Genomic DNA, 22408 nt, shown 5'->3' on the forward strand with positions numbered 1-22408 from the left:
CAATTTAGTCATTAAAATCTGACAAATTAGTTGGGAGGAAGCAACTCCAATGACTAACAATTCGTGATTCGGCCTTCGAGGAGGGTTAGATAAATTTGGCCAAAATCACGACTATTCGTCCAAAATTATCCCCATCTCCCCATCTCCCCATCTCCCCATCTATTTTTGGCGAGAATGAAACAGCCCTGCCCTTAATAAGGGGGGAACTTAATAAGGGGGGAACGAAAGTGGGAAAAAATCCTGTTTACCTCATTACTACGAAAACTGCTATAACTATAATTTATAATTACAATTAATTATACTAATAAAACTGTAGGCGAAACCGCTAGGACAACTAACTATAGAGCGTCACATTGAGGCATATGGGGTGGCTGTTGGCTTGAGACTCCCAACTTGTGTCGTTCTAGCTATCCCAAGGGCGTTCCTTCTGGTGATCAAACTTCTGACAATCGCCTTTCGAGTCCTTTTTTCTATACCAGTAGGAAATTTAGATTAAATCACATAGAATTAAACCCTTGTTTATTTGATAGCGCTTATCCTAGTAATAAGGTAAACATATTTTTTTTCGGTTACCTTTTACCTATTACCTAAACTCAAAAAGTAACCTCAACCTTACCTAGTTGATAACTACTATATAAATACCCGTTGATGGAGCCGTAACTATGAGTAGTCTATCTGAACTTAAAAGCCGAAAACTTGGATTAATTGAATTAATCTCAATGGGATGTGGTGTTTATCTGAAAAATTTGAAGCCTATCCTACTGTTGTTTTGTACAATCTATTTCCCTTTGCTGATAATTTTGTCAGCTTTGAACCCGGAAAATACAAATAAGACTTAAGGATTGTTTCTGGCTTTTTTTGTAGTTGTTTCTATTGTTATAGGTTTAGCAAGTTTGACTATTACATAGCCCTATCGCTGATTACAGAAAATTCTCTTCATGGAAGACATACCACTTATCAGACTATAGTCCAAAAAATAGTTTCGAGTTTCATTCCTCTAGTTGGGCTATCTTTGATATTTAGTATTAACTATTTGATCAGATTTATACTACTTATAATCCCAGGGATAGTTTATGCGGTAAATAATCAATACTATGGGCTGGCTTTTATTCTCCGAGACCAAAGGGGAAAAGATGCTTTCGATTACAGTCGCTCTATCGTTGAAGGGAATTGGTGGAAAGTATTCTTCTTCATTTTTCTAAGTGTATTGAGTGTTTTATGCTTACAATTTATCTTGAATAGTGTCTTAACTAGTCTTCCTTTTATGAAAAATATTTGGGGTGATTTACTTTCAGTAGTTTTCCCTCAATTTATCGTCATCGGGATTACCATTGGTAATATACTTCTATTTCTTAACTTAGATTATCAGAAAAGTTTGGAGAGCTGATTAAATGGGAAGCATTCATAGGCTAGGTCAAACCAGTGACTTAAAACCAAGTTCTGTATTCATCTAAATAACCGTCGTAGTACAATTCTTCTTCTTCAAGGCAATCTGGAGTATCCACAGTCGTCTCTTCTGTTAAGTCTATTCCGTGATACTCTTGCTCTAGTTTTTTCATCTCTTCAAACAGACCTTGTTTCTTCAGCTTAGCTCTTTCTGCAACAAATTTGTTCCATTTTTTACACTTTTTCCTAGCTCGTTCTCCTGGGACGTTTTTACAGTTTACCGGCCTATAGTCGCTAGGTTCATAAAACTTATGTCCCCCAGGATGTTTTTTCTTTTTTTTCTTACTCATATTAATAGATTTTAGTTTTTATGGACTTCTAGAATTTTTGGCCGAAAGTCAATTGAGTAAGGTTTTATCCCAGATTGTTATAACTCACTAGTTAATCTCTGTATTATTATACCTCATAAGTAGGATAAACCCTATAGGTAATTGCAAGGCTTGGTTTGGCAATTCTTACCATGTCATTGGCTCTCTGCCTCAAGCACTTTACTTTTCTAAGGGTAAAGTCAAGGGCGATCGCATAAGCGCGGAAGCTGAGGCCGTAGGCCACGCGGGGCGCGTTCGAGTGACTCGCGATGGGGCTCAATCCACGCGCATCGCTTGTTCTCGATTGCTCTATGATGCTCGAATCCCTAGCTACATAAGCTTCAAACTTATGTAACGGTTAAGACTTACTCCAGACTCAGCAGCTTTTATTGCCAACGAACGATGTTGCTCCGGTGGAATTCGTATTTGAAATTTACCGCTATATTTTTTCTCGGCAAGAGGTTGTGGAATAGGTTCTCCAGAGGCTTCCATTTCTTCGAGGACTTCTGCGACTAAATTACTAATGCCTTCTAAAGCAGCGATCAGAGATGTGTCAAGGTGAGATAGACTGGGAAATTCTGCACACAATCCCACAAACTCCCCGTCTTCTTTTGACCATGTAATGCTATAAGTGTAGTGTTGGTGATTAACTTTCATTACTGTCCTCCAACTTATCAATAGCCTCTAAGACTTGACGAACTTGATAAACTTTAGCCTTTCCACTCTTTCCCTTTTGAATAGTGACACGAGGATTTCCTTACCACCGGGTCTTATAAATATAGGTCAAGATGATACAAACACCTGCCAGTCCAGAAACTGAAACCCTATTGATTGAGTTGCCTAGGACAATCGGGTTGTACGTCACCCAGGAACAGTTTACAGCCCTTGCAGCAGCCAACCGCGACTTGAGACTGGAAAGAACGGCACTTGGAGAGTTAATTGTGAACCCACCAACAGGCTGGAAAACTGGAAAACTAAATTGGAGTATTTCTGGAGAGTTGTATTTGTGGTGGCGTAATGCAGGGGAACCAGGTAAAGCCTTTGACTCTTCTACTGGCTTCATTTTACCTAATGGTGCGACTTGTTCTCCCGATGCCTGTTGGGTGAGCCGAGAACGTTGGCAGGCACTTACTCCAGAACAAAAAGGCACGTTTGCTAATATCTGCCCGGATTTTGTGCTTGAGTTACGGTCTAGCTCAGATCGGGTTCAGTCTCTGGAAGCTAAAATGACAGAGTATATCGACAATGGCGCGAGACTGGCCTGGTTAATCGATCCACAGCAGCGACTGGTGGAAATTTATCGACCGGGTTTGGCGGTGGAAGTGTTGCAGAATCCAACTGAGTTGTCGGGGGAAGAGGTGTTACCGGGTTTTGTGTTGGATTTGGGTCGGGTGTGGGGTTGAAAATAGAAATGCGATCGCTCTCTGTCTTGATGCAGTCGCTCATGGGGGAAACCCCCAAGACCGCGCTGCATCGCTCGAAAACCCTGCACTTAAGTTGATTCTGATCGCGCTGCCAAGAATTCCTCCGGTAGCATTACGGGAACTGAAGATGACACAAAATCAGATATATTGCGTGTAACGATCAGGTCGAGACCTAAGGCAAGTGCAGCTTCACTGCTCACTGCATCCTCAAAATCCGTCATGGAGCTTTGCAGAGCAGCTCGAATCACCTGATCGGTTATGCTGGCAACTTCAATACGTTCTAATAAAGTTGATAGTAGTCTCAGTGCAACCTCACTGCCCACCTGACGACGCAAAATATAGAAAATATTGGTTATGGCATGGCCTGAAACATATCCTTCAACGTCTTCCTGGGTTACTGTATTTAATGCTTGTGCCGAAGCAACCACAAATGGTTGGCGTTGAGCTAGAACATCAAGTAATACGTCGCTATCAAACAACACCCGTCTCACTTGTATTTTGCCTCAAGATAATCGATGTACGACTCTTTGGAATCCTCTGGACTTAGCTCAACCACACCAAGTAGGCTTTGAGTCCAAGGATCAAGACCAGTCATTGGTGTTGAACTTGAGCTATAAGACCTAGATAACAGGGTTTCTTGTTCAATTGAGGCCAAAAGGGACTGGACTAAACGCCAGCGTACGCTTATTGGTAATTGCAATGCTTGGTTTTGCAATTCTTGCCATGTCATTGGCTTTCTTCCTCAAGAACTTCCTATTCTAATTGTAGAGTATCGGCCAGTAGCAGTGATGTGATCCCTGCCTCAGTTATCCCCAGGTAAAGGCAGCTTTTAAGGCAGTCTGAATTGGCACCGGGACTAAATAGTCTCCGCCTGCCACCGGGTGAGGGATTGGGGATGTCGAGTTGGTCATCAATTCTCGAGTGCGATCGCGTAGCGGCTCAATGCGCGCGCATCGCTTCTTCCAAACAGTCAGCTGCTTCAGCTAAGGCTTCTTCCATGGAATCTCCCTGAGTAATAGCTTCTGGCAAATCCTGAAAGTTACCACAAACCCGCCATCAGACTGGTCAGGGGTAAATGTAGCCGGGAATGAAAATCGACTAGTTGTAGATTCTACCATGGGAGTATTAATCCTAGGATAAGCCATTCCATTACTGATAATTTAAACAGGTGCGTTACACTTTGTTAACGCACCCGACAAGATCGGCGATTAGCCCAAAGGGCTACGCTTCGCGATCGCACTTTTATTGAAATTAAAAGCTTCTGAGTACCTAAATATCGTTGCGTATGAGTTTTTTATTCAAACTCATTCAACAGAAGTCAAAGGTTGTCTTAGACTTGCTTTCAAATTTTCGGACACGTCTACTACATTCAACAAATACATATATCACCTAAACTGTTAGTTCATACGTACGTACTCAACAGTTAGATAACCTGTGTTGTCGGGATAGTTTGCATCATTCATCAAAAAGGCACAGGTTTGATCTTTATACAGTGGTATTTCGGGATTCCTGGTATATTGATATTCTTCTAAGGGTATGTCACAGTTTATAATCAGAGAAAATGGATCATACTGAGGATCCATCATTTGTCCTCGATTCCAGTAATCTGGATCCCCTTCAGGTCCACATTTATCTATATCCGGTCCTCCTTTCCATATACCGTCTGCGTGAAAAAAGTAATCTCCATAGTCAGAAAATTTAGTGGCGGGGTAGAAAACTTTAACACCTTGTTCGTTATTGGCATACACCTTAAATTGTCCAGCCAGGTCGAGTTTGATAGGCGCATCCGCCAACGCAGAACCAGCCATGAAGTTGAGTGTAATAAGGAACCCAGCAAAAACAATGAGGAAGCTCTTCAAAATCTTGTTAAGTTTCATGTAGATTTAACCTCTAAATTTGGATAAACCGATGGACAAATTTTACTTTTTGTCTTCAGTCTCTACACTTTAAAGACGATTCCAGAGAGCCTTTTCTGAATTTTTTTAGTTGGCTTTTTTTATAAATAAGTCTCAAGACAGGGTTTTTCGAGGTACACAGAATTTCTTCCCTGTTCCCAATTTTGAAGTTTCCTATTTCCTGCTCTGTTCGCGTTTGGCCGTGGGCCACGCTACGCGAACGCGCAGCGGAGGACGTAGGCCAAAACGTGGGCTACGGCCTTAGCTCTCTAAAACCCAGAAATTTGTACCTCGTCCAAAAAGCGATTCTCTGAAAGAGCCGCTACGGGATTATCGGTACAAGCCGCTACGGGAAGGCACTTTATCGAACTTTATAGCAGTAGCCGTAGGTTGGGTTGAACTTTCTGAAATCTAACTCTCTCAAGGTAACAAAAGGGAGAGATAATGTTGGATTTCATTGCCTTGAGTCCAACCTACACGATGGGTGCATCTTTTTGTTGTAAATCTATAACTGTTGGGGACTATGGGGATATGGGGAGGTGGGGAGTGTGGGAAGAATGGGAAGATGGAGGAGATTTTTATTAATTGGTGCAGGCTGCCTTTCACACACCGCTGCTTCAACACACAGACAACCATGTTTAGGGTTGCATAAATGGGGGATGATTTTAAGAGTTTTGTAGAATGGCCATCTTGCTGGAACAGGCATCTGGCTGTGGAATGGCCATCTTGCTGGAACAGGCATCTGGCTGTGGAATGGCCATCTTGCTGGAACAGGCATCTGGCTGTGGAATGGCCATCTTGGTGGAACAGGCATCTTGCCTGTTTCAATTTCCGGGCAGGCAAGATGCCCACCCCACTGATGTTCATCCCGCCCCTCAGCAATGCCTCATTGTTGACTTCTAACTTCTGATCAGAAGTAGCTGCAACAGGAACCGACTCAGACTCCTGCACCAATCGCACTACCTCCTGCACTTCCTCACCAACAACACTCTCCACTTCCTCCACCGCAACAGATGATGTCACCGTCTCGCCCACAATCGGTTCAACTTCCCTATTCAGCTGGGACATTTCCCTAATTGCTGACTCAGTTGCCTGATTAGTTGGTGTAACCGATAATTCCGGATCAGTCTCATCCTCGCCGATAAAATATCCCCTCAACTCCTCTCTCAGAATCGCCCGCGCCTGGGAGATGCGCTTGCAGACATTCTGGTAGGAAATATTTTGCTGTTGGGCTATCTCTCGATAAGACAGTTCTTGATAAAAATGCAGGATAAAGGTGTGGTGGAGCCGAGCAGGTAAGTTATCAATGGCACGGCGGATCGCAATCTTTTTCTCGTCTGTTTCCAAAGCCCTTTCTGGGGTATCCTCACAGGAAACCAGTCCTTTTTCCTCTCGAATCCCTTCTATATCCTCAACGTGGTTAGCGCTGCGACCATGTTCTCGATGTATATCCACGCAGAGGTTATGAGTCAGCTTTGTCAGCCAAGCCTTAAAATTAGCGATTTTCCCGGCAAATTTTTGCACCTTTTCCCATGCCTTGATCATCGCTCGACTCAGGGCATCTTCAGCATCGGTAGGGTTTCCACCCATCCACCTGAGACAGCGATGATAGAGATAATCTTGATCTTGCTGCCATTGCTGCCAAAACTCTTTCTCAGCAAAAGTGATGGGATTGGCCGAATGCAGTAGAACTGGCTTCTAATTGAATATTTGACATCATAATTGATTGATCAACACAATGGTGTATGGTCTCCACTGGAGTCCAGGGCTGATTTGTTGTAGTAAGCATTCAGCTATCAGCTATCAGCTATCAGCCGTGAGCCTTAGGCTGACGGCTGACGGCTGACGGCACCTCAAGTAGCACCTCAAGTAGCGCATATGCTTACGATTTGTACTCCACATTTTTGACCTCGATACCCGATCACCATTTGAGAGTATAGCGGTTTTTAGTCTGTTAATCTCATAAAACTCATGTAAAAACTCATGTAAAAACTCATGTAAAAACTCATGTAAAAACTCATATATATGGTTTTTATATAGGTTGTAAACAAAATTATTGCTCAAAAAAGCAAGAGGCAAGATGCAAAACGCAAGAGGGGAAAGAGATTCAAAGTTTTATTGTCCAATCAAAAAAGACCATACACGTTTACATGTCAAATAAAAACCCTATATACAGTCGAAAGTGGGGAGTCAACAGAAGCGGTAAATGGGGATAATTATCCCTATATACCCATTTACCGCTTATAAAAATCTGACGAAATCGCGTTTATACAAACAAAATCAATGGCTGTGAGGGTAGCAAAACCCCTATATTGCCGCTTATCTGCTATTATCTGCTATTATCTGCTATTATTACACTCCCCTGTCAGGGAGTCCCAGCAATAAAAATAGTTAACAATATTTAATATTCAGCTGGAAATTATATAAGGTATGATAATTTAAGGTCAGGATAATAAATCAAAGGAGGAAAGTAAGCCTTGAATGCCTGCCATATCGGTAAGCTCCCTACTCGCAAGAAACGGGCAAGATGCCCGTTCCACCGAGAGGAGTGCTATTATCCCTTTAATCGACTGGTAGCTGAAAAAAATTGGGTTTCAAGCCCCGTCCTTGGTTAGACGGCTTTTATCTGATTAGTTATAATCAAAGAGTGGCCTAACACAGACAGGATTCGTCGGTACTGTCATAAACCCCACGAGCGTTTTGCGATGTTAGCACGTGAGGCGCGAAAAACCTCATTAAAAACGTATGGATCCGTGCCAGATACCGAAAACCAGTAAAGCTTTCCTTAAAAACTAAAAGTACCGTGGGGTTAGAAGTTACCGTAAGAAGAGTGGAGCCAAAATCGGCAAAGTTTTAACCCTTTTACCCATAGCCGACTAACCATAAAGGCGACCCTCTGATAAGGTTTCGTCTCCGGCACACGGAAACTGAGGAAGCTCAACGCTAACGGAGATAAGCCCACTGGGGTTAGTTAAGTTAGGCTAGGTATTTTGTTTTTAAACGGATACTCGGCTTAAGTATTGCCTTTGGCGGATAACTAGCTTTAAGGCATGTCGAAGAACTAAGAATCCCCGCTCATAAGCGGGCGGGGAGTGTCAATCAAGACTAGCTATCTATTCGTAAATTCTGATTTATGGGTATGATTGATACCCACCAAGACTCCCCACCAAGACTAGGTATCATAGGAAATAACTAGTAATAACTAGTTATTAATACTAGTTATTAAACCTCCTATGGTTAACTGCTGGTTAACTGGGGTGCCATTGCCCAGTCATCAGCTCTAAAATTGGTGGCTCATTCAGGGGAAACCCATCTAATTTGCTGATTCCTATATACATAATAGTGTTTTTTAAATTCAACAAACACTATAGCTTTTAGTTCTCAAAAGGGGAGGGCAAAACTTCGATCGCTCGTTTCGGTGTGTCACGTTTGCTCGAGCACTTAAAAGGTGCTTGTTTATAAATTGGGGTGACATTTTAGATGAATATTGATTGTATTCTGGAAATTGTTGACCGTCAACTAAAAGAGAGTCAACATCGACCCCTTACATCCACAGAAGTTATGATGCTGGGTGGGATTTGGCAGTATAGAACTTATAACCAAATTGCCCTCGAAGCAGGTTATAGTGCAGGCTACCTTACTAATGTCGTTGCTCCAGATTTGTATCAGCGACTCTCCCAGGTGATTGGCCAGCGGGTAAACAAGAAAAACTGTCGGGTGCTGCTGGAGTCTTATGCCACCACCCAAGCATCCCCAGAGACAAACCCTTTGAACCCAGATCTGGTGAAGCCAGAGCTGACGGGAAATGCTGCCAATGAAACCCATGAGATACTACCTTGCTATCCCAGTGGCTCAATCCCTATCAACTCTCCCTTTTACCTAGAACGCTCTTCCCTTGAGGAGCAAGTTTATCAAGAAATCAAGAAACCGGGAGCGTTAATCAGGATTAAAGCTCCCAGAGAAATGGGCAAAACCTCTCTGCTGCTGAGGATTCTTGACCATGGCAACCGCCTGGGCTACCATACTGTCAGCTTGAACCTAGAGCAAGTCGAGCAGGGAATTTTGAGCAATTTGAATCAATTTTTGCGCTGGCTGTGTGCCAACATCGCTCAACAGCTTCAGCGTAAACCGATGCTAGATGAGTATTGGGATGAAGACCTGGGCAGTAAAATTAGCTGCACCCTCTACTTCCAAGACTATCTACTAGATTTAATTGATACTCCCCTAATCTTGGCATTGGATGAGGTGAGCCAGATTTTCGAGCATCCCCAAGTCGCCAAGGATTTTTTACCTCTGTTGCGTTCTTGGTACGAAGAAGGGAAAAGACTGCCCATCTGGCAAAAGCTTCGCCTGGTAGTGGTTCACTCCACGGAAATTTACGTTCCCCTCGAGCTTAACCAGTCTCCTTTCAATGTGGGGCTGCCGGTTCAGTTAAACAACTTCAGCCAGGACGAGGTGCAGCAGTTAGCTCAACGCTACGGACTCGACTGGATAGGTCCCGAAGATGCTAAACAATTAATGGTAATGCTGGGGGGACATCCGGCACTGGTAAACTTAACGCTCTATCATCTTAGTCGCAAGGATATAACTCTTTCCCAACTGCTAGCAAGTGCTCCCACTGCTACCGGAATTTATGCTAATCACTTGCAGCGTCATTGGGCAACATTGGCAAAACAGCCGGAATTAGCACAAGCTCTTGATACGGTTCTCAAGGCCACTGAACCTGTGCCCTTAGACCCCATCCTAACTCACAAGTTAAGCAGTATGGGGTTGATTAAACTTTCAGGTGCTCAAGCGATCGCAGCTTGTGAATTGTATCGGCAGTTTTTTACGAACAAGGGAGAGCAACAGTTTATGTATACAGCATCTGTCTCGTAGCCTAATCATGATTGATCAGCGGTCAGCGGTCAGCGGTCAGCGGTCAGCGGTCAGCCATTCGCGACTTGAGGTGCTTTGTGGCACAGGCTTCTAGCCTGTGATCTAGCGCATTAGCTGATAGCTGAATGCTTACGATCAGTTTTTAATGCTCCGTTCACGATTCAATGTTTTGTTTATTAGTTTTTTCATGAGATTTTATATGAGTTATGAGATGAGTTTTATGAGTTTAGTAGGTCAAAAGTCAAACTAATATAGTAAGTATTCAGCGGTCAGCGGTCAGCGGTCAGCTTAATGCTTAAAATAAACCTCTTTTGGTAGTGCGTAGGGTGCGTTAGGGGCGGGCTGTCCCAACCCTGGCGCTCGAGACGGAAAATGAGGGCGAGCCCTTGGGTGGTGCGTTACGGTGCGGACTATCCCAACGCTGGCGCTCGAGGCGAAAAATAAGGGCAAGTCCGCCCCTAACGCACCCTACGAACTAAAACAATGCTCCATAAATCCCAGTTCAATGTCTGTGTCTTGTGTCTGTTAGTCTGATGAAAAACTCCGATTATAAGCTGAAGAGTAAATTGAATTTGGAAACTGGCTCCTTAACAATTGTTGGTACGGGGATTCAATTGGTAAGTCATCTGACCTTGGGGGCGAAAGCCTGGATAGAACAAGCGGACAAGGTTTTATATGCTTTGGCTGACCCAGTAACGGCTAAATGGCTCAAAGAATTGAATGCCACAGCAGAAGCTTTGCCATATAACCGGAACAATCAATGGCGCAGAGACACTTATCAAGAAATGACCGAAAGGATATTGACAGACGTTCGTAAGGGGCTGAATGTCTGTGCTGTGTTTTACGGTCATCCTGGGGTTTTTGCCAATCCAGCCCAGGCAGCTATTAAACAGGCACATCGTGAAGGCTTCAGAGCACAGATGCTACCTGGGATTTCTGCGGAAGATTGCTTATTTGCTGACCTTGGTGTCGATCCTGGTCGAAACGGGTGTCAAAGTTTTGAAGCAACGGACTTTTTGATTCGACGGCGTAAATTTGACCCCACTAGCCCCTTGATTTTGTGGCAGATTGCCATGGTTGGCAATCTCGGTTTTTACAAACCGGAGGAACAGTTTCGTCCTCTAACTATATTGACCGAGGTCTTAAAAACACATTATGGAGGTGACCATGAAGTGATTGTTTACGAAGCAGCTGTTTATTATCCAGTTTGCAAACCAGTTATCCAGCGTATTCCTCTGTCCAAGCTACCACAGAGCAGTGTTACTGAGGTTTCAACCCTTTATATTCCGCCTCACGCTCTAGCACCTGTGGACAAAGACATGATGGCGCGCTTAGGTATGTCTTTTGTTAAAGAAGCTACAGGGGAGAAACAGATCTGATGACAGCTTATCAACAAACTGTGTCCAACCTCAAGTTAGCGATCGCACAGAACCCTGAGAAAGCTAAGGCTCTAGCTCAGCAAGGTGAGGCTGATCGGCTGATGGGAGATTTTGAAGCTGCCCTCGCTAAGTTCACCGATGCCCTTGAGCTAAATTCTAACTACCCTTGGGCTCTCGCTCACCGTGGAGAAACCTACTATCAGATCAAACGTTATCAGGAAGCCCGAACAGATTTTAGCCGCGCTATTGATCTCAACCCTAACTACCTTTGGGCCCTTGCTCACCGGGGCGTAACCTACCGCTTTATGGGGGAAGCATATTACACAATGGCAGTGGCTGACTTGGATCGAGCCATTGAGCTGAAGCCGGATTACCTTTGGGCAATTGCCTATCGTGCCCGAGTTTATGAGCTGATGAAGTGCTACCAGAAAGCCCTGATTGATTTTGACCGAGCGATCGCCCTTGACAAAACGATATTTGTGAAAAATTGGCGGATTGAGAGAGGGTTAATCCTTTGCTATGACGGCCAATATGCTGAGGCGATCGCTTGTTGCCAGCAGAGGTTAGAGGAAGTTCCTGATGACACTACAGCTTTATACTGTATTGCAGTAGCGAAGGCTCGCTGGCAGGGATTGACCCAGGCCAAAAGCGAGATTGAGCTTACGCGGACAGTATTGCTGTCTCAATGGGACACAGGGGATCGAGGAGATATTCTGTACCGACTGAGCGCCTTAGCCATCTTGGTAGGTAACTGCGAACAAGCATGGGAATATCTAGAAGAAGCTATTCCTATTAATGATGAAGCCATTGAGTTAGTCAGTCACGACCCAGCTTGGATGGAGTGGCGAGATCACCCGAAAACTCAGGCATTACTCGCTATAGGAAAGGGAGTAGGGAGTAGGGAGTAGGGAGTAGGGAATATGGCATCAACAATGCTCACAATTCCTACAGGGATTGCTATATAGCGTTTTATAGCCTAATGAGGTACACAGGATTTTTTCCCTGTTCCCTGTTCCCCTCCTGGGAGGGGTTAGGGGTGGGTTACTCTTCCCTGCTCCCTGCTCCCTGCTCCCTAAAAACATGCACCTCACCCAATTGAAAACCCCTATAGTTAAGGGTTTGAAACAACAAAGCTCAATCAATTAAGTTTCAAATAACAGTCAAGGAGGAATTTGATCCAGATGGATAATAACACTTGGGCTCTTGCTCAAAAAGCAGAAACTCTTCGCTTGTCAGGAGCTTATGAACAGGCGATAGAGAAATTTGAAGAACTTCAAAAAAGTGACTCGGACAATGCTTGGATCAATGCCCACCTAGGAACAACTTACTACCAGTTGATGGATTATGGTAAGGCCGAAAAATACTTGACAAAAGCCGTCGAAAAGAATCATAAGTATCTCTGGGCTCATGCACATCTAGGTGAAACCTACCGTCTACGAGCAATTACAGAAAATGATAAAGAGCAGAAAAATGAATCTATTAAATCAGCTCTAAGACATTTCAAAACAGCGCTTGATCATAAAGCACCAGAAAACAGCAACTATGGGTGGGCATTAGCTCACTTGGGAGCAACCTACCGCCTGAAAATAACTCTGGATAAGAATAAATTAGCCAAGAATGAGATAGATGAAAAAAGTAAAAAACAAGCTTTGAATTATCTTGACAGAGCGATTGAACTTATGCCCACATATGCCTGGGCTTGGGGTATGCGATCGACAGTTCACAGATTAGCTCAAGAATACGAGGAGTCATTGTGGGATTTGGGAGTAGAAACACAAATATCTCCAGACATGGAGACTTTACAACACTCTCCTTCTCCTGTTCCATTCTTAGTAAGCAGGAGGGTAAGTCTTTATGAACATGCATTTCTGTTTTTTTATTTAACGAAGATACAAGATAACTCAGAAAAGAAAGAGAGATACTATAGTGGAGCGATCGCTTGTGCCCAACAAATCTTGATCCTGAAGCCAGGTGATTTGATAGGTCAACTCATTTTAAAGGTAATTGAAGGTACACAAAAGAATGAAGAAGATAAACTTAATAATAAATTTCTAAAAGAATGCAAAATACTTATTGAAAAGATAGATGCCAAGCTTGCTGAGATATGTAAAGCAGTATTGATATACATGATAAAGGCTGAGCCTAAAACCAAGCATAAGTTGGAGATGCTGGCTCAGGCAGAAGGTATGTCAGGACATAAATTAAAGAAGCTTGTTGATGATGTCCTCAAGAAGTTTCCCAACAATATTGAACCCAAAAATATTGAACCCAAAAATATTGAACCCAACAATCCTGAGATTAAAGCAGAGGCACAATTATGGCTGTGGCAAAACTTTGGATGGGTCGAAGGATCTGCCAGTGCTCTTTCCTTCCTTGCTGATTTAAGTGAAGTTCTGCGATATTTTGATCAACACTATGATGATATAACTGGTGAACCATTGCCTTATCGAGAGCTTGCCTTGATAATCTATGATCAATACGCACTGGAAAGGCTTTATCAAACTGCAACATTGTCAGAAGCAGAACGGGAAAAAGAATTTAAGAAATTGTTGCCGTCGATAAAACCACTACCATTAGCTTAGATTCTTGATTCGTGACTAGATTAAAAATTAGCAGGATATTTCATGAGTAAACTATTTCATTTATTAACCGATTTGGCCCTTGATCCCAAGAAACAAAGTGTTTTTATCAATAACCCCAGTTCGGTAATGGACAAGGTGGGTTTATCTGAAGCAGAGCAGACGGCGATGATCAGCAAAGAAGCTGCTAAAATTACAGCGTTATTTGCTGATGAACAAGTTCCTCTTGCCTTAAGTATTGGCGATCCCGGTCCCGATCCCTTGCCAGATCCAGACCCTTTTCCGATGCCAGATCCAGACCCTTCTCCATCAGAAGAAGAAGAAGAAGCTGCATCGCTGAATTAAGGAATGAATGCGCGGACATCTGGTTTTATTAAAGCCCCCTAAATCCCCCAATTCTGGGGGACTTGTCTTGATGCAGTCGCTCATGGGGGAAACCACGGCAATAGCGAGTGGGGGGAACCCCCAAGACCGCGCTGCCTCCCCAAGACCGCGCTGCATCGCTTGAGAGTTTTGTTCCCCCCAGAATTGGGGGGCTAGGGGGGCGAAACCATACCCATAATCAGCAACACCGAAGAAGCTGCATCGCTTTTGTAAAGGTGCCCATTCCACCCACCGGGTCAAACAGCTTTTAGGAAATGCACCTCACTTAACCGTTAGGTTAGGTGGGGTTGTTAATTTTAAATCACTGATAACTTTGTACACTTGGAAAAGTGGATTATTATTTGATCAGCTCAAACCACAACCAGTGCGGTTTTTTATCATAAAAACTCCTTTAAAGGAGGTAAGTATGCGCGATTTATCAGGTTACCAAGTTACGGAAAAACTCCATGAGAGCACCAACTCCTTAGTCTATCGCGGACATCGGCGAGCAGATCACCAACCTGTTATCCTTAAAATGCTCAAACAGGCTTATCCTTCCCCTGAAAGCATTGCTTGGTTCAAGCGAGAGTATGAAACAACCCAAACTATTAACTTACCCGGTGTCATAGATGTTTACAGCTGGGAAAACCTAGAAACTAACTGGGTAATGGTGTTAGAAGATTTTGGGGGCGAATCTCTCAATCGGATCATTCCGAAGCAGGAATTCACAATTGGTGAGTTTCTCCACCTGGCCATTGAGATTGTTGACATTCTCGGTCAGGTTCACCAGCAGCATATTATTCACAAAGATATTAACCCATCAAATATTATCTTAAATCAGAATACTGGTAAGCTTAAGCTAATTGATTTTGGTATTTCAACCACACTGTCGCGAGAAATCTCAACCTTTCGCAACCCGAATGTATTAGAAGGAACCCTAGCTTATATCTCCCCAGAACAAACGGGTCGAATGAATCGAGCCATCGATTACCGCACTGATTTTTACTCCCTGGGGGTGACCTTTTATGAATTGCTGACGGGAGAGTTACCCTTCCCCAGCAATGATGTTTTGGAATTAGTCCATTGTCATATTGCTAAACAACCGACACCACCACAGGAACTAAAACCAGAGATTCCAGCAATTCTTTCAGCGCTCCTGTTGAAATTGATGGCGAAAAATGCTGAAGAACGCTATCTATCAGCCTATCGGATCAAGGCAGATTTAGAAGAATGTTTCAGACAGTGGCAAACCAAAGGGCAAATTGATGCTTTCGTGATCGATCAGCACAATGTTTCCGATCAATTTCAAATACCACAAAAACTGTATGGGCGAGAACAGGAGATTTCTACCCTATTAGCTGCCTTTGAACGAGTCAGCCAAGGAGCTAGTGAAATCATGCTGGTTTCGGGGTATTCTGGTATTGGCAAGTCCGTATTAATACAGGAGGTATATAAGCCACTGACTCGCCAACATGGCTATTTTATTTCTGGTAAGTTTGACCAGTTTCAACGAAATATTCCTTACGCTTCCTTAATTCAGGCATTTCGGTCATTAGTACAACAGTTACTCACAGAAAGTCAAGCAGAGATTCACAATTGGCGAGAGAAGCTGCAAGGGGAATTAGGGAAAAATGGACAGGTAATCATTGAATTTATTCCTGAAGTAGAACTGATTATTGGTCCACAACCACCTGTCCCAGAGCTTCCGCCATCAGAATTGCGGAATCGCTTTAATTTTGTTTTTCAAAAATTTATTAAGATATTCACTCAACCCGAACATCCGTTAGTCATTTTCCTTGACGACTTACAGTGGGCAGATAGAGCTTCGTTGAAATTAATTCAACTACTGATGACAGCAGCAGATAATAAATATCTGTTTATAATTGGGGCATATCGGGATAATGAAGTAAACGACGTACATCCTTTGACTCAAAGCTTGGAACAGCTTGAAAAAGCAAGAGTAACAATTAAGAGAATACTACTTCTCCCCTTAGCCTTAACCGATGTTACTCAACTTATCGTTGATACCTTTTTAGTAGATTCAATAACTGCCAAGCAGCTTGCCGAATTGATACAGGAAAAAACTGGTGGAAATCCGTTTTTTATCAATGAGTTTATAAAATCTATGTATTCTGAAGGTTGGTTTTATTTTAACTATCATTCTCATAAATGGGAGTGGGATATAGAGCAAATAAAAGCGCAACCACTTACAGATAATGTGGTGGAGTTGATGATCAAAAAGGTAAAAAAAATACCGACAGCAACTCAGGCATTATTAAAATTAGCAGCTTGCATAGGGAACCAGTTTTATCTGAAAACACTGGCAGTGATATATGAAAAATCTATACAGGAAACTGCAACGGATTTACAGTCAGCACTCCAATCTGGTCTAATTGTACCCCTTAGCTATGCCTACCAGTTGGTGGAACTTGATATCGAAGGGTTGTCAAATCAGTTAGTTGTAGAATACAAATTTGCCCACGACCGTATCCAACAAGCAGTTTACTCGCTCATTCCCAAAGTAGATACCCAAGCAGTACATCTGGGTATTGGCAAGTTGTTACTGCAAAATAAATCCTCTGAAGAATCTGAACAGAAGCTGTTTGAGATTGTTAACCAGTTGAACAAAGGTCGGGAGCTAATTGAGGAACAAACAGAGCGAGATGAGTTAGCTCGATTAAATCTGCGGGCAGGCAAAAAAGCAAAATCTTCAGCTGCTCGTCAACTTGGTTTCAATTATCTCCAGACCGGCTTAAGTTTATTAGGTAACCAGAGTTGGTCGCAGCAGTATAACCTCAGCTTAGATTTGTATGTGGAGGCAGCAGAAGCAGCTTATACAATTGCCAACTACGACCAAATGGAGCCCTTGACTGAGATAGTCTTGCAAAAAGCCCAAACACTGCTAGACAAAGTCAAAGTCTATGAAGTCAAAATGCAAGCCTATTGTGCTCAAAGAAAATTTATAGAAGCAGTCAAAACTGGGCTAGACGTTCTGAAATTACTTGGGATCGAATTACCCGAACAACCCAACCAGTGTGATCTGACGGGAGAGATAGAGCAGATCAAGTCTGCCTTGGGGGGCAGGCAAGCCCAGCAGCTAATGGACTTACCCCAAATGACCGATCCCCATAAACTAGCAGCTATGGGGGTTATGAACTACTTGTTGAGCCCTGCCTACATAGCAATGAATCAACTCAGCTTGGTAAATTGGTGCCGACAGGTGAATTTATCGATTCAGTTTGGTAATTCCCCTGATTTCGCTTTTCCCTATGCCGGTTACGGGCTTATCCTCTGCTTAAGAGGAGAGCTGGAGGCTGGCTATCAGTTTGGTCAACTGGCTTTGAAGTTACTAGAACGATTCAAAGATAAAACATTCAAAGCCAGAACTTATGCAATATATAATTTCTCTCTAAAGCATTGGAAGGAACCGCTCAGGGATATATCATCTGTTTCCACGGAAGCTTATCAAAGTGGAATAGAAACTGGAGATCTTGAATATGCTGCTAGTGCTATGGTTACCTATGCCTACGCTTTATACCTAAGTGGCATTGAGCTGACGGATGCTAAGAAAGAGACGGCGAAAGCAATTGTAGCTACTATTCAAACTCAGCAGGAAGCTTACCTTCATTGGACTCAAACCTATATGCAGGCTATCCTTAACTTGATGGGAGAAACAGAAAATCCCTGCCGTTTGATTGGTGAAGCATACGATGAAGAAAAGATGATGCCAGTCCATCTAGGCAGTGGAGATCGCACGGCACTGATGCATGCTTATTCCCATAAACTCGCTCTGTGTTATCTTTTCCAGGAATTTCAGCAAGCGGTTGAAAATGCAGACCAGTTTGAAGACTATGCTGCTAATGCTGGCTCATCATTCATCCTTACCACTGCTTACTTCTATGATGCCCTGGCTCGGCTAGCATTTTATCCTGATGCTTCAGAGACTGAAAGAGCAGAAATTTTGACCAAGGTTGCTGCTAAACAAGAAAAAATGGAACTCTGGGCAAAGCAAGCTCCGATGAATTTTCTACACAAATTTTATCTAGTCGAAGCTGAACGAGCCCGAGTTTTAGGCAAAGATAGCGAAGCTAGAGACTATTACGACCGCGCTATTACCTTAGCCCATAAAAACGACTATCTCAACGAAGAAGCCCTAGCTTATGAACTAGCAGGCAAATTCTATTTAGCTAGAAACCAAAACCACGTTGCTCGCCACTACCTACAAGATGCCCACTATACTTATCAAGGCTGGGGAGCTGTGGCTAAGGTAAAGGATTTGGAAGCTCGATACCCACAATTTTTGGCTACAGTTTCAACAGATAGTATTAAAACTAGCTTAAATCCGTCAATTACCGACTCAGGTAAAACTACATCCGGTGTTTTGGATATCAATAGCATTCTCAAAGCATCGCAAACTATTTCTGGGGAAATTATCCCAGACAAGTTGCTGGAAAAGTTAATGAAAATCCTGATTGAGAATGCTGGGGCTCAAAAAGGTTTTATGATACTGGATAAGGACGGTGATTGGGTAATTGAAGCTGAAGGAAAAGTGGATTCTGATCAGGTGACTACACTGCAATCCCTGCCAGTAGACTCTGTGGATGCTGCCAGTAAAACCCCGGTCTTGTCAGTCTCTATCGTCAATTATGTGGCTCGCACCCAGGAAAATTTAGTTTTAAGTGATGCGGCTAATCAAGGACAATTTACTCGTGACCCCTACATTGTTGCCACTCAACCCAAATCGATTATCTGTAGTCCTTTGTTAAATCAAGGTAAACTAAGCGGTATTTTATATTTAGAAAATAATTTAACTACAGACGCATTTACGAGCGATCGCATTGAAGTGTTAAGAATGCTTTCTGCTCAAGCTGCTATCTCTATTGAAAATGCTCGTCTCTATGGACAGTTAGAAGACTATAACCGCAATCTAGAGCTTAAAGTAGAAGAGCGCACTCAAGAACTATCTCAAACTTTGGACGTTCTCAAAGCTACTCAAGCGGAACTAATATTTGAAAACGAGTTACTCAAGAGTGACGAACAAGCCGCGAATTTTGATTATCAAGTGGGGGGAAGTTTACCGATGGATGCTCTCACTTATGTGGTGCGTTCTGCTGACAGAACTCTCTATAAAGCTTTAAAGCAAGGGGAGTTTTGTTATATTCTCAATCCCCGCCAGATGGGCAAGTCAAGCCTGATGGTACGTATGATTAACCACCTGAACAATGAGGGGATTAGCTGCGCGGCGATTGACCTGACTCGGATTGGCAGCGAAAATGTTACCCCTGACCAATGGTATAAGGGATTGGCAGTAGAGCTATGGCGAAGTTTTGGTTTACTAAGAAAGGTGAATTTAAAAAAGTGGTGGAATGAACGAGGAGATATTTCTACGGTTCAGCGGTTGAGTCAATTTATTGAAGAAGTCTTACTGGGTGAGGTTGATCAACCAGATAACAGTTTACCGAATAAACGGGTAGTTTTTATCGATGAAGTTGATAGCGTCTTGGGCTTGAATTTTCCAGTTAATGACTTTTTTGCTCTGATTCGCTCTTGCTATAATCAGCGTACTATCAATCCAGACTATGGCAATTTAACCTTTGCTCTGTTTGGGGTTGCTACCCCCTCTGGCTTAATTACAGACCACCAAAGAACTCCTTTTAATATTGGTCAGGCGATTCAACTGGAGGGCTTTAAAGAGCATGAAGCCCAACCTTTGCTTCAAGGATTAGCAGAGAAAGTGAGCAATCCTCAAACACTGCTCAAAGAACTGTTAGCATGGACGAGTGGTCAGCCTTTTTTGACCCAAAAGATCTGTCAATTCATCCGCAGTACTTCATCTGCTATCCCTACCAACGACGAAGCTGAATGGATTGAAAATTTGGTGCGAACCAAGGTGATAGAAAATTGGGAATCCCAGGATGAACCAGAGCATTTGAGAACTATACGCGATCGCATCCTGGAGAGTAAACAATCTGTAGGGCTACTGGAAATCTATCGACAAATTGTCGAGCAGGGAGAAGTGGTGGCTGTTGACAGTCCAGAGGAAAAGGAATTGCTGTTGTCTGGGTTAGTGGTGAAGCAACAGGGATGTCTGAGAGTCAATAACCGGATTTATGAATCCATCTTTGACCGCAGTTGGGTTGAGCAGCATGTTTAAGTGGGATATTGGACTTTCAATTAAAATAGTAAAGGGAATAGGGAATAGGGAGTAGGGAGTAGGGAGTAGGGAGTAGGGAGTAGGAAACAGAGAGTAGGGAGTAGGGAGTAGGGAGTAGGAAACAGGGGACAAAAATTATCACTCACAATTCATTTAGGTACACTATATAGAGATTATTAATTATTAGTGCTAAGATATTAATTACCAATAAGTTTATCTATTAATTAAGCTGATGAAAGCTGCCATTGTACGTATTGGAGATTCCCAAGGAATTAGAATTCCTAAAGCAATTATTGAAGAATGTGGTTTAGCCAATGTAGTTGAAATAACAGTAGAAGATGGGAAGGTAATCATTTCGCCAGTATCCCAGTCTCGTCAAGGATGGGAAGAAGCGTTTAAAGAAATGGCAGAAAATGGTGATGATGAATTATTAATTGATGATCGGATTAAAAATTATTGGGATGAAGAGGATTGGAAATGGTAGCGATTTCTAAGCCAAAAGATAGTGTTGGGTTTCCTTGCTTCAAACCAAGCTACAAGAGAATGCGATCGCGTAGCGGCTCCAACTTCGATCTTCGATTCGGCGCAAGCGTGTAAGTATTCAACCCGATAGAATTGAATCTAGCGACCAAACCTCTCTGTTAAGCCAATGACAACTTCCCTTGAAGAAGCCCTCAACACGGTTAGTCAACTGCCTCCTGAACAGCAGGCTATGCTGGTTGAAATCATCCAAAACCGTCTGATCGAATCCCGTCGTAAAGAAATTGCTGAGGATGCCAAAGAATCGATTGCTAGATTTAAACAGGGCAAGTTACGACCTCAGTCAGCAGAGACTGTAATTTCTCAATTGCAAAAGGCTCTTGACGAAAACCCATGAGGCAACTGGTACTTACCCCAAAATTTAAGCGGGCTTATCGTAAGTTTGTCTCTCGCAACGCCAAACTCCAGAAACGCATTGAAAACACCCTGAGGCAAATGGAAGAAGATGTTTTTGACCCAAAACTAGGTACCCATTCTCTGAAAGGAGAGTTATTGGGCCTCAAAGCCTGCTCCTGTGGATACGATTGCCGGATTGTGTTTTCCATTGAGACAGACCAACAGATTCAAGATGAAGTAATTATTTTACTCGATATTGGCACCCACGATGAGGTGTATTGAGGGTGCATTGTGGGTATTCCCGTCTTGATGATATTGACCACATTCCCCTAAAAAAGGCGAAGTTCAATCCGCTTACCTAAAGCAGCTAGTGCCCGTTCCAGTGTAGGAAGTTTCGTCCCGTGATCGGGGTTGAGAATGCGCCTGACTTCCTGTTCATCGGTATTGAGAGTATGGGCTAATTGGAGTGATGTGATCCCTGCCTCGGACATGGCCAGGTAAAGGGCAGCTTTTAAGGCAGTCTGAATTGGCACTGGGACTAAATAGTCTCCGCCTGCCGGGGGTGAGGGGTTGGGGATGTCGAGTTGGTCATCAATCCTCGCAGCGATCGCTTCTTCCAAACAGTCCGCTGCTTCAGCCAAGCCTTGTTCCATGGAATCTCCCTGAGTAATAGCTTCTGGCAGATCCTGAAAAGTTACCACAAACCCGCCATCCGACTCGTCAGGGGTAAATGTAGCTGGGAATGAAAATCGACTCATAGTAATGGCATGGTTAAATCTCATCTTCCTGTAGACCAAGCTGACGTAGCATTGCCTTCAATGTCCCAGTCTTGAGTTCATCTTTGGGATTGCGGACAATAGTAAATCGGTCACCAAAATAAAGTGTGACGTGGCTTCCTTTCCCGCGCTTTTTGTCAACACGAGATTCGAGACCACGCTCTCTGGCTAACTTTTTTACCCTCCTAATGAACTCACTTCCTTTCATGATAAAACTATGGGACATTATTGTCCGCTAGTCAAGGGTGAAATGACTCGTGTTGGGTTTATCAAAGATTTGCGATCGCTCTTAGCGGAAGCTTCGCTTCATCCCATAGCGACTCCATTCGC

Annotated in this window: 21 protein-coding genes; 11 read left to right on the forward strand and 10 right to left on the reverse strand. The window is 43.2% G+C overall.

Translation table 11 applies throughout. The annotated features are described in order from the left end of the window. Positions 1–1427: 1427 nt before the first annotated feature. The 3 genes from F6K51_RS05970 to F6K51_RS05980 form a co-directional block, all read right to left on the reverse strand. Positions 1428–1736 (reverse strand): hypothetical protein, encoded by a 309-nt coding sequence (locus F6K51_RS05970; protein ID WP_293018865.1) that lies wholly within the window; start codon positions 1734–1736, stop codon positions 1428–1430. A gap of 106 nt (positions 1737–1842) precedes the next feature. Next, a complete protein-coding gene (locus F6K51_RS05975; protein ID WP_293018867.1) occupies positions 1843–1998 on the reverse strand; it encodes a hypothetical protein in 156 nt (51 codons plus the stop codon). Between the two features lie 86 nt (positions 1999–2084). Beyond that, entirely contained in the window at positions 2085–2411 is a 327-nt protein-coding gene (locus F6K51_RS05980; RefSeq protein WP_293018869.1) for a type II toxin-antitoxin system HicB family antitoxin, read from the reverse strand. Positions 2412–2542: 131 nt separating this feature from the next. Between F6K51_RS05980 and F6K51_RS05985 the strand changes: the two genes are divergently transcribed. After that, on the forward strand, positions 2543–3157 hold the full coding sequence (locus F6K51_RS05985; RefSeq protein ID WP_293018871.1) for a Uma2 family endonuclease: 615 nt from the start codon (positions 2543–2545) through the stop codon (positions 3155–3157). Between the two features lie 89 nt (positions 3158–3246). Here the strand turns inward: F6K51_RS05985 and F6K51_RS05990 are convergent, their stop codons facing one another. The 4 genes from F6K51_RS05990 to F6K51_RS06005 all read right to left on the reverse strand — a co-directional run bounded on the left by F6K51_RS05990 (position 3247) and on the right by F6K51_RS06005 (position 6759). Continuing rightward, on the reverse strand, positions 3247–3669 hold the full coding sequence (locus F6K51_RS05990; protein ID WP_293018873.1) for a PIN domain-containing protein: 423 nt from the start codon (positions 3667–3669) through the stop codon (positions 3247–3249). Continuing rightward, complete coding sequence (locus tag F6K51_RS05995; protein ID WP_293018875.1) at positions 3666–3908, reverse strand: hypothetical protein; 243 nt, start codon at positions 3906–3908, stop codon at positions 3666–3668. Before F6K51_RS05995 ends, F6K51_RS05990 begins: the two co-directional genes overlap by 4 nt. 667 nt (positions 3909–4575) lie before the next feature. Further along, complete coding sequence (locus F6K51_RS06000; RefSeq protein ID WP_293018877.1) at positions 4576–5055, reverse strand: hypothetical protein; 480 nt, start codon at positions 5053–5055, stop codon at positions 4576–4578. Positions 5056–5493: 438 nt separating this feature from the next. Further along, positions 5494–6759: a sigma-70 family RNA polymerase sigma factor gene (locus tag F6K51_RS06005; RefSeq protein WP_365939915.1), complete on the reverse strand. Its 1266-nt coding sequence runs from the start codon at positions 6757–6759 to the stop codon at positions 5494–5496. A 791-nt stretch (positions 6760–7550) separates the two neighbouring features. On the opposite strand from F6K51_RS06005, the gene F6K51_RS06010 reads away from it, so the two are divergent. From F6K51_RS06010 to F6K51_RS06040, 7 genes are all read left to right on the forward strand, one after another. Further along, positions 7551–7688 carry a hypothetical protein gene (locus tag F6K51_RS06010; protein ID WP_293018879.1) on the forward strand — a complete coding sequence of 46 codons (138 nt, stop codon included), beginning with the start codon at positions 7551–7553 and terminating at the stop codon, positions 7686–7688. 865 nt (positions 7689–8553) lie between these two features. Then, a complete protein-coding gene (locus F6K51_RS06015) occupies positions 8554–9951 on the forward strand; it encodes an AAA-like domain-containing protein (protein WP_293018881.1) in 1398 nt (465 codons plus the stop codon). A 533-nt stretch (positions 9952–10484) separates the two neighbouring features. Then, the gene (locus F6K51_RS06020) at positions 10485–11330 is read left to right on the forward strand and encodes an SAM-dependent methyltransferase (RefSeq protein ID WP_293018883.1); all 846 of its coding nucleotides are present in this window, start codon (positions 10485–10487) and stop codon (positions 11328–11330) included. After that, positions 11330–12238: a tetratricopeptide repeat protein gene (locus F6K51_RS06025; protein WP_293018885.1), complete on the forward strand. Its 909-nt coding sequence runs from the start codon at positions 11330–11332 to the stop codon at positions 12236–12238. Before F6K51_RS06020 ends, F6K51_RS06025 begins: the two co-directional genes overlap by 1 nt. A gap of 273 nt (positions 12239–12511) precedes the next feature. Then, on the forward strand, positions 12512–13912 hold the full coding sequence (locus F6K51_RS06030; RefSeq protein WP_293018887.1) for a tetratricopeptide repeat protein: 1401 nt from the start codon (positions 12512–12514) through the stop codon (positions 13910–13912). Positions 13913–13954: 42 nt separating this feature from the next. After that, positions 13955–14254 (forward strand): hypothetical protein, encoded by a 300-nt coding sequence (locus F6K51_RS06035; protein ID WP_293018889.1) that lies wholly within the window; start codon positions 13955–13957, stop codon positions 14252–14254. A 445-nt stretch (positions 14255–14699) separates the two neighbouring features. Then, positions 14700–20426 carry an AAA family ATPase gene (locus F6K51_RS06040; RefSeq protein ID WP_293018891.1) on the forward strand — a complete coding sequence of 1909 codons (5727 nt, stop codon included), beginning with the start codon at positions 14700–14702 and terminating at the stop codon, positions 20424–20426. 20 nt (positions 20427–20446) lie between these two features. On the opposite strand, the gene F6K51_RS06045 is transcribed toward F6K51_RS06040, so the two are convergent. Next, on the reverse strand, positions 20447–20572 hold the full coding sequence (locus F6K51_RS06045) for a hypothetical protein (RefSeq protein WP_293018893.1): 126 nt from the start codon (positions 20570–20572) through the stop codon (positions 20447–20449). An 86-nt stretch (positions 20573–20658) separates the two neighbouring features. Here F6K51_RS06045 and F6K51_RS06050 point away from each other — a divergent pair, with 86 nt between their 5' ends. From F6K51_RS06050 to F6K51_RS06060, 3 genes are all read left to right on the forward strand, one after another. Beyond that, entirely contained in the window at positions 20659–20910 is a 252-nt protein-coding gene (locus F6K51_RS06050; RefSeq protein WP_293018895.1) for an AbrB/MazE/SpoVT family DNA-binding domain-containing protein, read from the forward strand. A gap of 165 nt (positions 20911–21075) precedes the next feature. Next, positions 21076–21303: a hypothetical protein gene (locus F6K51_RS06055; protein ID WP_293018897.1), complete on the forward strand. Its 228-nt coding sequence runs from the start codon at positions 21076–21078 to the stop codon at positions 21301–21303. Then, positions 21300–21584 (forward strand): type II toxin-antitoxin system mRNA interferase toxin, RelE/StbE family, encoded by a 285-nt coding sequence (locus F6K51_RS06060; RefSeq protein WP_293018899.1) that lies wholly within the window; start codon positions 21300–21302, stop codon positions 21582–21584. Before F6K51_RS06055 ends, F6K51_RS06060 begins: the two co-directional genes overlap by 4 nt. Positions 21585–21631: 47 nt before the next feature. On the opposite strand, the gene F6K51_RS06065 is transcribed toward F6K51_RS06060, so the two are convergent. Beyond that, entirely contained in the window at positions 21632–22060 is a 429-nt protein-coding gene (locus F6K51_RS06065) for a hypothetical protein (RefSeq protein WP_293018900.1), read from the reverse strand. Positions 22061–22073: 13 nt separating this feature from the next. Beyond that, a complete protein-coding gene (locus F6K51_RS06070) occupies positions 22074–22286 on the reverse strand; it encodes a type II toxin-antitoxin system HicA family toxin (RefSeq protein ID WP_293018901.1) in 213 nt (70 codons plus the stop codon). Positions 22287–22408: the final 122 nt, after the last annotated feature.

Origin of the sequence: Moorena sp. SIO3I8 (assembly GCF_010692325.1) — a bacterium.
Taxonomy (GTDB): Bacteria; Cyanobacteriota; Cyanobacteriia; order Cyanobacteriales; family Coleofasciculaceae; genus Moorena.

What these genes read in the sequence shown, in the direction of transcription:
- F6K51_RS05970 (WP_293018865.1), bottom strand. Translation starts at nt 1,736, where the DNA reads ATGAGTAAGAAAAAAAAGAAAAAACATCCTGGGGGACATAAGTTTTAT.
- F6K51_RS05980 (WP_293018869.1), bottom strand. Translation starts at nt 2,411, where the DNA reads ATGAAAGTTAATCACCAACACTACACTTATAGCATTACATGGTCAAAA.
- F6K51_RS05985 (WP_293018871.1), top strand. Translation starts at nt 2,543, where the DNA reads ATGATACAAACACCTGCCAGTCCAGAAACTGAAACCCTATTGATTGAG.
- F6K51_RS05995 (WP_293018875.1), bottom strand. Translation starts at nt 3,908, where the DNA reads ATGACATGGCAAGAATTGCAAAACCAAGCATTGCAATTACCAATAAGC.
- F6K51_RS06000 (WP_293018877.1), bottom strand. Translation starts at nt 5,055, where the DNA reads ATGAAACTTAACAAGATTTTGAAGAGCTTCCTCATTGTTTTTGCTGGG.
- F6K51_RS06015 (WP_293018881.1), top strand. Translation starts at nt 8,554, where the DNA reads ATGAATATTGATTGTATTCTGGAAATTGTTGACCGTCAACTAAAAGAG.
- F6K51_RS06020 (WP_293018883.1), top strand. Translation starts at nt 10,485, where the DNA reads ATGAAAAACTCCGATTATAAGCTGAAGAGTAAATTGAATTTGGAAACT.
- F6K51_RS06025 (WP_293018885.1), top strand. Translation starts at nt 11,330, where the DNA reads ATGACAGCTTATCAACAAACTGTGTCCAACCTCAAGTTAGCGATCGCA.
- F6K51_RS06030 (WP_293018887.1), top strand. Translation starts at nt 12,512, where the DNA reads ATGGATAATAACACTTGGGCTCTTGCTCAAAAAGCAGAAACTCTTCGC.
- F6K51_RS06035 (WP_293018889.1), top strand. Translation starts at nt 13,955, where the DNA reads ATGAGTAAACTATTTCATTTATTAACCGATTTGGCCCTTGATCCCAAG.
- F6K51_RS06040 (WP_293018891.1), top strand. Translation starts at nt 14,700, where the DNA reads ATGCGCGATTTATCAGGTTACCAAGTTACGGAAAAACTCCATGAGAGC.
- F6K51_RS06050 (WP_293018895.1), top strand. Translation starts at nt 20,659, where the DNA reads ATGAAAGCTGCCATTGTACGTATTGGAGATTCCCAAGGAATTAGAATT.
- F6K51_RS06055 (WP_293018897.1), top strand. Translation starts at nt 21,076, where the DNA reads ATGACAACTTCCCTTGAAGAAGCCCTCAACACGGTTAGTCAACTGCCT.
- F6K51_RS06060 (WP_293018899.1), top strand. Translation starts at nt 21,300, where the DNA reads ATGAGGCAACTGGTACTTACCCCAAAATTTAAGCGGGCTTATCGTAAG.
- F6K51_RS06065 (WP_293018900.1), bottom strand. Translation starts at nt 22,060, where the DNA reads ATGAGTCGATTTTCATTCCCAGCTACATTTACCCCTGACGAGTCGGAT.
- F6K51_RS06070 (WP_293018901.1), bottom strand. Translation starts at nt 22,286, where the DNA reads ATGAAAGGAAGTGAGTTCATTAGGAGGGTAAAAAAGTTAGCCAGAGAG.